The organism is Flavobacterium sp., assembly GCF_023151265.1.
Lineage (GTDB): Bacteria > Bacteroidota > Bacteroidia > Flavobacteriales > Flavobacteriaceae > Flavobacterium.
The window spans coordinates 1-10434 of record NZ_JAKLJH010000095.1; the positions used below are offsets into that span (position 1 = coordinate 1).

The 10434-nt window shown below is 32.2% G+C and carries 12 protein-coding genes, 1 tRNA gene and 1 pseudogene; 3 read left to right on the forward strand and 11 right to left on the reverse strand.

What is annotated here, in order from left to right:
- Positions 1–71: 71 nt before the first annotated feature.
- On the reverse strand, positions 72–584 hold the full coding sequence (locus tag L6Q46_RS09640; RefSeq protein ID WP_291284128.1) for an adenine phosphoribosyltransferase: 513 nt from the start codon (positions 582–584) through the stop codon (positions 72–74).
- A 71-nt stretch (positions 585–655) separates the two neighbouring features.
- Here L6Q46_RS09640 and L6Q46_RS09645 point away from each other — a divergent pair.
- Positions 656–729, forward strand: a tRNA-Arg gene (locus L6Q46_RS09645).
- 71 nt (positions 730–800) lie between these two features.
- A complete protein-coding gene (locus L6Q46_RS09650) occupies positions 801–1415 on the forward strand; it encodes a YkgJ family cysteine cluster protein (protein ID WP_291284129.1) in 615 nt (204 codons plus the stop codon).
- Here L6Q46_RS09650 and L6Q46_RS09655 read toward each other — a convergent pair.
- From L6Q46_RS09655 to L6Q46_RS09665, 3 genes and pseudogenes are all read right to left on the reverse strand, one after another.
- On the reverse strand, positions 1407–1919 hold the full coding sequence (locus tag L6Q46_RS09655) for an NUDIX domain-containing protein (protein WP_291284130.1): 513 nt from the start codon (positions 1917–1919) through the stop codon (positions 1407–1409). The genes L6Q46_RS09650 and L6Q46_RS09655 overlap by 9 nt on opposite strands.
- A gap of 322 nt (positions 1920–2241) precedes the next feature.
- On the reverse strand, positions 2242–2493 hold the full coding sequence (locus L6Q46_RS09660) for a hypothetical protein (RefSeq protein WP_291284131.1): 252 nt from the start codon (positions 2491–2493) through the stop codon (positions 2242–2244).
- Positions 2494–2697: 204 nt separating this feature from the next.
- Positions 2698–2895, reverse strand: a pseudogene (locus L6Q46_RS09665) (NUDIX hydrolase); the annotation flags it as partial.
- A 101-nt stretch (positions 2896–2996) separates the two neighbouring features.
- Here L6Q46_RS09665 and L6Q46_RS09670 point away from each other — a divergent pair.
- Complete coding sequence (locus tag L6Q46_RS09670) at positions 2997–4211, forward strand: glycosyltransferase family 4 protein (protein ID WP_291284132.1); 1215 nt, start codon at positions 2997–2999, stop codon at positions 4209–4211.
- Positions 4212–4265: 54 nt separating this feature from the next.
- Here the strand turns inward: L6Q46_RS09670 and L6Q46_RS09675 are convergent, their stop codons facing one another.
- The 7 genes from L6Q46_RS09675 to L6Q46_RS09705 all read right to left on the reverse strand — a co-directional run.
- Positions 4266–4847, reverse strand: a complete 582-nt coding sequence (locus tag L6Q46_RS09675; RefSeq protein WP_111565787.1) for a tRNA-(ms[2]io[6]A)-hydroxylase — start codon at positions 4845–4847, stop codon at positions 4266–4268.
- A 56-nt stretch (positions 4848–4903) separates the two neighbouring features.
- The gene (locus tag L6Q46_RS09680; protein WP_291284133.1) at positions 4904–5953 is read right to left on the reverse strand and encodes an o-succinylbenzoate synthase; all 1050 of its coding nucleotides are present in this window, start codon (positions 5951–5953) and stop codon (positions 4904–4906) included.
- Positions 5954–5997: 44 nt separating this feature from the next.
- Complete coding sequence (locus L6Q46_RS09685) at positions 5998–7194, reverse strand: tetratricopeptide repeat protein (RefSeq protein ID WP_291284134.1); 1197 nt, start codon at positions 7192–7194, stop codon at positions 5998–6000.
- Positions 7195–7277: 83 nt separating this feature from the next.
- On the reverse strand, positions 7278–7955 hold the full coding sequence (locus L6Q46_RS09690; RefSeq protein WP_291284135.1) for a metal-dependent hydrolase: 678 nt from the start codon (positions 7953–7955) through the stop codon (positions 7278–7280).
- A 17-nt stretch (positions 7956–7972) separates the two neighbouring features.
- Positions 7973–8863 (reverse strand): 1,4-dihydroxy-2-naphthoate octaprenyltransferase, encoded by an 891-nt coding sequence (menA, locus tag L6Q46_RS09695; protein WP_291284136.1) that lies wholly within the window; start codon positions 8861–8863, stop codon positions 7973–7975.
- 56 nt (positions 8864–8919) lie between these two features.
- On the reverse strand, positions 8920–9309 hold the full coding sequence (locus L6Q46_RS09700; RefSeq protein WP_291284137.1) for a hypothetical protein: 390 nt from the start codon (positions 9307–9309) through the stop codon (positions 8920–8922).
- A gap of 89 nt (positions 9310–9398) precedes the next feature.
- Positions 9399–10434, reverse strand: a 1036-nt coding sequence (locus L6Q46_RS09705; RefSeq protein WP_291284138.1) for a PH domain-containing protein, incomplete at its 5' end; no start/stop codon positions are given.

Consider the following 10434-nt stretch of genomic DNA (forward strand, 5'->3'; position numbering starts at 1 on the left):
TTTCTAATACAGCAATTAATTGGTTTAGTTTGTTTAAAAAAACCATCCGTTGTAGCGGATGGTTTTTTATTTTAATATGTCAAAGCGGCAAAAATCTCTTTACTTCCTAGTTTTTCTCTTCCGTTTAAAAACGATAATTCCATTAAGAAATTCATTTGCACGATTTCGCCGCCTAATTGTTCTACCAATTCGCAAACCGCTTTTGCAGTTCCTCCTGTGGCTAAAACATCATCGTGAATTAAAATTTTATCTCCAGGTTGAATTGCATCTACATGCATTTCTAAAGTATCAGTTCCATATTCTAATTCATAGGAAGCACTAATTGTTTCAAATGGTAATTTTTTAGGCTTACGAACCGGAATAAATCCTGCATTTAATTTTTGTGCTAATAACATACCAAAGAAAAAACCACGGCTCTCCACTCCTATTACCTTATCAATTTTTTGATTTTGTAACGAATTAACCAATGTTTCCAAACAAAAAGCTGTTGCTTCTGGCGAAAGTAATAACGGAGTTATATCTTTAAATCCGATTCCTGGTTTTGGAAAATCTTGAATATCACGAATATAGTCTTGCAAGTTCATTTTTATTTACTTTTTTTCTTGTTAGGGTTTGCAATTTACACAAATATATCTATATTTGCACTCACAAAATCGGCCTCGTGGCGCAACTGAATAGCGCATCTGATTACGGCTCAGAAGGTTACTGGTTTGAATCCAGTCGAGGTCACAAAAGTAAAAAAGCGTTCATGAATTTGAACGCTTTTTTTTATACCTTAACTCTTTGTAAAACAATCAAAAATGGATAATTCTATAGAAAATCGCGTAAGATTAGTAGAAACGTTGTTTCAAAATCTTGATGTGGAAATTATAGAATTCCAAAAAGAAACCAAATTAGGTTGTATTGCAGGATGTGGAAAATGTTGCTCAACACCCGAAATTGATGCTTCGCCACTAGAGTTTTTACCTTGGGCATTTCATGTTTTTTTAAATGGTCAAGCCGAAGAAACATTAATAGAGCTAGAACAAAACACAACAGCTACTTGCTTTTTATACCGTCCAAAATCGTTGGCAGAATTTACTTCTGGAAATTGCAGTACGTATCAATATAGAGGTTTAATTTGTCGACTTTTCGGCTTTGGTGCCACAACAGATAAATACGGAAAATTACGCATTGCAACGTGCAACATTATAAAAGAAGGACAAGCAACAAATTTTGAAAATGCTACAACTGCTATAAATACAAATTTATCTGTACCTATTTTCACTGAATATTACATGCAACTTTCGCAAATAGATTTCAAATTAGGAAATATATTTCAACCTGTAAACAAAGCTATGAAAGCTGCTTTAGAGGAAGTTATGCAATATTATGCTTACCGCGATTTACCTGAAAATTACAAAAAATTATCTTAGATATTTTTCACCTATTACCTTTCGAATCGAAACAAAACCAATTTTCTCCAAATCAATTTCTGAACGTTTTACCCAAATTAACTCTTGGATTTCGTCTTCTGCTTCCACTTTAATCACATCGGAAGTTAATTCACATTCGTAAAAAATATCCATCGTTCTATAGGGAACATTCTTGTATAAATAATTATTTGGTGAGGTGGTAATGTATTTTAAATCACTATTTGAAATTTCAATTCCCAATTCTTCTCTAATTTCTCTACAAGCCGCTTCTTCCGCAGTTTCATTCGGATCAATAAATCCGCCTGGCAAATCCCATTTTCCTTTATCTGGATCAACATTTCTTACTGTAAACAACACTTTGTCTTCAAATGTAAAAATTATGGCTACAGCTGCTGCAATGTTGTGATAATAAGTAAAACCACAATCGTCACACAAAAACCGACGATTATCAGGAAACGAAAAATGTGTAGAAGCACAACTTGGACAAAATTTGAAAAAACTCATTTTTTAGTGATTAGTAATTTACGCAAATTTACTTTTAAATTTTCAATTAGAATCTGAAAAAAGAATGGAGTAAACTAATTCATAATTGTACTCAATGTGAAAAATTCTTACTATGAGTATTTAGTGAAAGTAAATCCGTTTCATAGATTGTCAATTTAAGTTCATAAAATATCAAGCTTTTACTTTTGTAAACTTTCAAAACTCTTGGACACAATTTTGAAAATCAGATTTGATTAAAAAATAAAACTCTTCTCAAATAAAGAAGAGTTTTAAAATAAGTATTATTAAAAAAAAGAATTTACAATTTATAATTCATAAAAAATTATAAACAAATAAAAACTTGATCTTCATCAACACAATAGTTACCTTTAAAAAGATTTCCTCCATTAATTGAAATAAAAGTTAACGCACAATCTTTAGAGTAAAAATAGGCTTCATTAGGACCTGCTCCTACAACCTTAAAAGGTACACAAACAGTAGTTGTAACATTTTCAGTAATAGTAACTCTACTATTCTGATGAGAGAAAATTGGTATTGCAACCAATACAGCAATTGTAAAAAATAATTTTTTCATAATTAACAGTTTTTAAAGTTATGACTGCAATATAAGAAAAGTATTTCAAAAAATAGAAAAAAATAAGATTATTTTTACGTTTATAAAATATTAATCGTTAATCAATAAAAAAATCTGCTTCATATTTTGTTTATATATGTCTGTATTAATTTACTTCAAATAATTTCCCTCTATCACCTTATGAGTCAAAATTAATCCACATAGTAAATCCTTTTTTACTTTATCCGGATCGACATTTCGTACTGTAAACAACACTCTATCTTCAAACGTAAAAATAATCGCCACAGCAGCGGCAATGTTATGATAATACGTAAAACCACAATCATCACATAAAAACCGACGATTATCTGGAAACGAAAAATGGGTTGAAGCACAACTTGGACAAAATTTAAAGAAACTCATTTTTTGGTGATTAGTGATTTACGCAAATTTACTTTTAAATTTTCAATTTGAACTTGAAACCTGAAACTTGAAACCTAAAACTATATAACTATCTTTGCCACATGAAGCATTTAGTCATCATCGGAGCCGTTTGGCCAGAACCCAATTCAACAGCAGCTGGAAACAGAATGTTGCAACTCATTTCGTTATTTCAAAAGAAAGATTACGAAATTACATTTTTGTGTTCGGCTTCAAAATCAGATTTTTCGTTTGATTTGAATCAGATTTCGGTTCAAACCAAAGATATTGAGCTAAATGATAGCAGTTTTGATGCTGAAATTAAAGCTCTAAATCCGAATGTGGTACTATTTGACCGATTCATGATAGAAGAACAATACGGCTGGCGTGTGATGGAAAATTGTCCGAATGCCTTACGAATTTTAGACACTGAAGATTTACATTTCTTAAGAAAAGCTCGAGAAGTAGCCTTCAAACAAAATCGCGAATTAGTTTTTGAAGATTATATTTCTGATGTTTTCAAGCGCGAAATGGCTTCGATTTATCGCTGTGATTTAACGTTGTTGATTTCGGAATACGAAATGCAATTGGCAACCGAAACCTTTAAAATTGATGCTTCTCTTTTGTTCTATTTGCCTTTTCTATCGGAAGAAATTAATCCTAATGTTCCAAAGTTTGAAGCACGTAACCATTTTGTAAGCATCGGCAACTTTTTACACGAACCTAATTGGCAAACTGTTTTACAATTGAAACAACATTGGAAATTCATCAAAAAACAACTTCCAGAAGCCGAACTTCATGTGTATGGAGCTTACGTTTCTGAAAAAGCCAAGCAATTGCACAACGATAAAGAAGGTTTTCTAATTAAAGGAAGAGCAGAAAGTGTAACAGAAGTCTATGCAAAATCAAGAGTTTTGTTAGCGCCAATTCCGTACGGAGCGGGTTTAAAAGGAAAATTATTTGAAGCTATGCAATTGGGATTACCTTCAATTACAACAAAAATGGGTGCCGAAGCAATGAACGGAAATTTAAACTGGAATGGATTTATCACTTCTGATGAAAATGATTTTGTAGAAAAAGCTGTTGAATTATATACTAGCAAATCTCTTTGGGAAACCGCTCAAAAAAATGGATATGAGATTATAGAAAAACGTTTCAAAAAAAAATTATTTGCAAGTGATTTTATGAATCATGTAGCACATCTTCAAGAAAATTTGAAAACACACAGAAATCAAAATTTCTTTGGGCAAATTTTACAACATCAAAGTTTACAGAGTACGAAGTATATGAGTAAGTGGATTGAAGCTAAAAATAGTTGACAGTCGCAGTTTTCAGTCGCGGTATATTCACTGAACACTGAGACTGCAAACTTTTTATCCATGAATCGTCTCTGATTTCCCGTAACTCGCAATTACTTTAGCTTCAAATTCTAACCATTCTTCCCAACGCTTTTTAACGTCGTAACCTTCTTCTGCTAATTCGTGGGCAAATTGTAAGAAAGAAGTATAGTGATTAGCTTCCGAAATCATTAATTCTCTATAAAAAACTGCTAATTCTTCATCTTTGATATTATCGGAAAGTACTTTGAAACGTTCGCAACTTCTGGCTTCAATCATAGCGGCAAATAACATACGCTCTACAATTAAATGCTTGCGATTACCAGGCTTCATAAACTTAAATAAATCATTCACATAACTATCTTTTCGTTCACGACCTAGAACCCAACCTCGTGATTTGATAATCTCATGTACTTGTTCAAAATGATCTAATTCTTCTTTTGCAATTGAAGTTAACTCTGTTGTGATTTCTGTAAACTCCGGCAACAAATTAATTAACATCATTGCATTAGATGCTGCTTTAATTTCGCACCACGCATGATCAGTAAGAATTTCTTCTAAGTTTCCTTCGGCAATGTTAGCCCATCTTGGGTCGGTTGGTAATTTTAAACGTAACATTTGATTTATGAATGTAGATTAACGATTTTTGATTTCAGATTACAAAATTAAGAAGATTAAAGTTGTAAACCTAAATTTGAAATATCCCATTGTTTATCAATATTATACTGAATATGTCCCTTCTCAATTTCCAACGGACAATCGAAATTATTCGTATACAAACCACCCGTCCCTAGACCTTGTGGCATTGGATTATTGAGTGTGAAAGTAAATTGCGTAATCGCATTTAATCCGATGTTACTTTCTAAAGCTGAAGTAATCCACCAACCGATATTCAAACTTTCTGCAATCGAAATCCATTCTAAAGTTCCTTTGAAACCTCCAACTAAACTTGGTTTTAAAATGATGTATTGAGGCTGAATTTCTTCTAGTAATTTTTGCTTATTCTCAATTCCAAAAACACCAATTAACTCTTCGTCTAAAGCAATTGGAAATGGTGTTTCTTGACAAAGCAATTTCATTTCTTGACGTTGATTGGATTTAATTGGCTGTTCAATACTATGTAATTCAAATTCAGATAATTGATTCATTTTACTTAAAGCTTCATTAGCACAAAAAGCGCCATTAGCATCTACTCGAATTTCAATGGTTTCAGCATCAAAATTTTGACGAATAAATCGCAACAAATCTAACTCTTTCTCGAAATCAATCGCTCCAATTTTCAGTTTTATACACGAAAATCCTTGTGCTAATTTTTCTTCAATTTGGGTTTTCATGAACTGTTCCTCACCCATCCAAACCAAACCGTTTATCAACATATTCTTTTTACCTGCTGTAAATTCTGAAGGAAACAAATCAAAAGGTGTTTTTGAATCTAAAGATAAAAAAGCCATTTCCACTCCGAACTGAATCGAAGGGAATTCCATTAATACTTCCCACAATTGGTCTTTTCCTAAATGAATATTTTGGCAAACCCATTGCAGTTTTTCTTCATAATCCGACCGATCATCAACTGAAAGTGTTCGTAAAATACCACACTCGCCTATTCCGATTTTACCATTCTCTTCCAAGATTATAAACCAAGTTTCTTTCTCCGTCATCACACCACGAGAAGTACCGCTTGGTCGCTTAAAATTAAGGATATATTTTTTGTAGGTTGCTTTCAATGTAAAGTTAAAAGTTTATGTGGTTATGAGTTTAAAAGTTGAGATTATTCCAAAACCCTCAAAATTTTCTTGAAGTCATTTGTTGGTAATCCGTGTTTTTCGAAAGATGCGAAATCAGATTTTGTTTGTGCTAACCAAGTTTTACTGTTAGATAAGTTTTCGTGTGCATATTTTTTATGAATGGCTTTGGCTTCTGAAATTCTATCAGTAAATAGATAAACATGAGCCAAATTCAATTGAAAATGAATTTCAGATGGATTTAGTTTTATGCCTTTATTATAGGTTTCTTCGGCTTTTGTGAATTGTTTTGAATATAAATAATAATCACCTAAAATTCTATAATCGATATAAGTTGCTCTGCTTTTGGCAAACATTTCGGTGGAAAGAATTGAAATAGCTTCTTCATAATTTCCTTTTTGGAAAGCCGTATTTGATTGCTCTCGAATAATGTCGTAATACGCTTTTACTTCTCCCGTTCCTTTCAAACTTTCTTCTGTAAGTTTTTCAATAGCGCTATTTTTCTCTACTGCTAAAAGTTGAGTATACTCTCTAAAAGTATATTTTTTACTGATATTTTCGATAAAAGCAGCATAAAACGCATCTTTCTTGTTCAATTTTGAAACAACTGGTAACTTTTTAGCTAGGTTTAAAATTTCATTTTTAGCCGTTTTATCCCAACCTCTACTTGCTTTATAATCGACCCAAGGCACAACTTCTAAAACAATTTTTTGATTCATTACCCAATTTTGACTTTCAAATCCGAACCAAAGATTTGGTAAATTGGTTAAACACAAAGAAGAAGACGAAATCAACTTGGCATCTTTGTTTACTTTTTCTTTTTGTTCCCAACACGCTCTATCGGTTTTGCCTTCTTTTAGAAATAAATTAGCTGCATTAGCTTCTTGAAACAAAGCAAACGTACATTTATCATCACCCGAAATAGCCGATGTTAAATGAATTGCTCCAGCCGTTCCTTGACTAATTCCAGTAGGATCAGGAATCGCTTTTAATACCGAAACCAAACTCGAAGTTAACTTTTGATTTTCATCTAAAACTGTTATTCGGTAAACGAATTCCGTAGTTCCGACAGGTAAATCTTCTGTTTTAATTAATGTTCGCTTTCCAGCAGAAAGCGTTATTTCTTTTGTAGTAGCACGTTCTTTGTCCCAAAAACCATCTTTCTGAGAAAAACTCGATATCGAAAATAATAAAGCAGATACGAAGTATAAAAGTTTATTCATTATAATTTTTAAATTTAAACACGAATTGCACGAATTTACTATGTGTCTATGTGTTTAATTACCATTCAATTTTTGTACCAAATTTACAATTCGATACTTTGTCCGATTTCTAACAACATCAAGTCTTTTCCTTTGTCGAAAAATTTGCGCTTTGCTTCTTCGTGATTGATTTCGATGTAACCAAACGTATCAAAATGATAACCTAACACTTTATCGCATTGTACAAAATCAGAAGCTATAATAGCATCTTCTACATCCATAGTGAAGTTGCTTCCGATAGGCAAAATCGCTAAATCTAATTTTGTTCGCATTGGAATTAGCTTCATATCCATAGTTAAAGCTGTGTCGCCAGCGATGTAGATGTTTTTATGTTCTCCTTCGATAACAAATCCACCAGGTTGTCCTCCGTAGCTTCCATCTGGGAAAGAAGACGTGTGATGTGCGATTACATATTTCACGGTTCCGAATTCAAAATCCCAACTTCCGCCGTGATTCATCGGATGGAAATTATAGCCTTTATTTCCAAAATGAGAAGCAATTTCATAGTTAGAAACAATTACTGCGTCTGTTCGTTTTGCGATTGCTTCCACATCTAAAATATGGTCTTGATGTGCGTGAGTTAATAAAATAAAATCAGCTTCTAAAGTATTGATATCAATATGAGAAGCCTTGGGGTTACCCGAAATAAATGGATCCACTAAAATGTTAACATCATTTACTGTAATTCCGATACAAGCGTGTCCGTAAAATGTGATTTTCATAGTTTATTTTTTAGTGATTAGTTTAGAAAGACTAAAGTTAACCAAAATAATAGACTTAAGGCAAATGTACTTAAAGCTACTTTTTTAAGTTCTGGATCGAAATCTTCGTATTTTTCAGATTTATTCACTTTGTTCATGTTCATAATTATTGGGATATTAATTAATAAAACAGGAAGTAATGAAGATTTAATTAGCATTAAAAAAATCATAAAAGACAACATACCGATTGCTAAAATAATTTCATGATATCTTTTTGCCCATTTTAAACCCATTTTCACCACTAAGGTATTTTTTCCTGCAATTTTATCATTTTCAATATCTCGCATATTGTTTAAATTTAGCACGGCTACACTTAATAATCCGATAGCGGTTGCGGGTAAAAATAATTTCCAATCGATAAAATGGGTAAACAAAAAATTAGAGCCTATTACTGAAACCAATCCAAAGAAAATAAACACAAACACATCACCAAAACCACTATAACCGTAGGCGCTTTTCCCAACTGTATATTTAATAGCTGCTCCGATGGAACCGATTCCTAATAAGATAAATATCAAACTCAATGCGAAATTCTCTTTTCCAAATGCCAAGTAAATTAACAATAAAGCTATTATGAAAGTCAATACCGCTGTGATGATAACTGCTTTTTTCATTTGCTCGGCTGTGATGACTCCAGCTGCCACTAATCGTTTTTCTCCTATTCGGTTGGCATCTGTTCCTTTTACGCCGTCTCCGTAATCGTTAGCATAATTGGATAATACTTGTAATCCTAACGTAGTTAACAACGCCAAAACCACAATTCTCCAATCGGAAAATCCTTGATAATAGGCATAAGCGCTTCCCACAATAATTCCAGAAACGGAAAGTGGTAAGGTTCGTAATCGTGCGGCTTGTATCCAGTGTTTCATTATTTTATTTGTTTCAAGTTTCAGGTTTCAGGTTTCAAGTTAAGAGTTTATTGAAATCATTTCATAATTGCAACTAATATTAATAAACCAAAAGCTATTGAAAATGGTGCGCAAATTCTCAAGTATATTGGTTTTAATGTTTCAGCTGCTTTTGTTGAAAATTTGTGATGCATTTTCATTGGTGTAAGCATTAAAATTACAGCAGAAATAATTAAAAAGTAACCAAAAATGCTAAAATATTGTTCATAAGGATTCATTTTGGCACAAATAACAAAACATATTCCTAGTACTAAACGAGTAACTAATTCTCCATAATTAATTACAAAAGTACTTCCGGCTTTACCAATTATGGTTCTAGCTCTTTCAGGATTTAAAAACATCAGAAATCCAGAGTATATTAAAAATACTCCAAAACAAATGATGATTCCTTTTGAAACTAATTCCATGATAATTTAATCTTTATAAACAGAAGCTGAAACGAGTTCAGCTTGACAAATACAAACTCCATACTCTCTGCTCCAAACTTCCAACTCTTCTACATCCAATTTTTCTCCCAAGTTTCCACTTGATACAACCAATAATTCACTAATTGCTTAATTTCGGAATAATTTCCTGTGGTAAAACTTACGGTTCCTCCAGCTGTTGATAGCGTAACCGAACCAATATTCGTTGCTTTTTGCCAAAAGAATTGTTGGGTTTCGATGGCTTGAATTTTATATGGTTCTATAATTGTGGTACCAATATCCCAAGCGCCATTTTGTTTGATGATGAAATCATTTGATACGAAAAGTTTATAATTTTTAAACGAAAACCAAAGCATTAATCCCACAAAAACAGAAAAAATGGTGGTATAAATAAACAAGTCTTTCCATGTTACGAATTCCGTTTTATAATTCAAAAATAGTGTTATCAAAATTGGAACTAATAAAAAGAAAAACGTATTCACAGCTAATTTTCTCCAATTCGGCAAATACATCGTTCCTTTTTGAGGCAATTGACCTAATAACAATTTTAGAATTGCATCGCGCTCGTTTTCTGTACAACCTGGGACTTCAATTTGGTCTTTTTCTTTTACTTTCTCTGCATCACTAGAAGCTTGATGAATAACAATTGTGGTTACATCTAACTTCTTTTGGAAGTAGTTTTGGGTAACTTTAATTTTTTGAACTTTATTTGGATTCAACAATGTATTTTTTGTCGAAAGTAATCCGTATGATAAAATAATTGCTTGTTTGCTTTTCTGAATAGTAAAATCGAAATATTTGAGAATCGTTCGAACCAAATTCACCAATAAAATAAGTCCAATAAAAAACCCTACCACTATTAAAAACGAAGTTATAATGGGCAAAGTATCTAGATAACCCGTAACTTTATCTTCGTCAATTACTTCTGTATTTAACTGTTGTAGATTCTCTAATATGGTAGTGAAAAACACAAGAATTAAAGCAAAACTTTTGATGTAATTCGAAGTAAAACCAATTTTTACCAAACTCAGTAATCCAATTTTTATGAAAGAGGTTGGAGTGACTTCTTCTGAAATAATATTGTTATTTTCAACAGTTTCTTGTTGC

Coding starts and splice junctions, on each gene's coding strand:
- L6Q46_RS09640 (WP_291284128.1), bottom strand. CDS start 584: ATGAACTTGCAAGACTATATTCGTGATATTCAAGATTTTCCAAAACCA.
- L6Q46_RS09650 (WP_291284129.1), top strand. CDS start 801: ATGGATAATTCTATAGAAAATCGCGTAAGATTAGTAGAAACGTTGTTT.
- L6Q46_RS09655 (WP_291284130.1), bottom strand. CDS start 1,919: ATGAGTTTTTTCAAATTTTGTCCAAGTTGTGCTTCTACACATTTTTCG.
- L6Q46_RS09660 (WP_291284131.1), bottom strand. CDS start 2,493: ATGAAAAAATTATTTTTTACAATTGCTGTATTGGTTGCAATACCAATT.
- L6Q46_RS09670 (WP_291284132.1), top strand. CDS start 2,997: ATGAAGCATTTAGTCATCATCGGAGCCGTTTGGCCAGAACCCAATTCA.
- L6Q46_RS09675 (WP_111565787.1), bottom strand. CDS start 4,847: ATGTTACGTTTAAAATTACCAACCGACCCAAGATGGGCTAACATTGCC.
- L6Q46_RS09685 (WP_291284134.1), bottom strand. CDS start 7,194: ATGAATAAACTTTTATACTTCGTATCTGCTTTATTATTTTCGATATCG.
- L6Q46_RS09690 (WP_291284135.1), bottom strand. CDS start 7,955: ATGAAAATCACATTTTACGGACACGCTTGTATCGGAATTACAGTAAAT.
- menA (WP_291284136.1), bottom strand. CDS start 8,863: ATGAAACACTGGATACAAGCCGCACGATTACGAACCTTACCACTTTCC.
- L6Q46_RS09700 (WP_291284137.1), bottom strand. CDS start 9,309: ATGGAATTAGTTTCAAAAGGAATCATCATTTGTTTTGGAGTATTTTTA.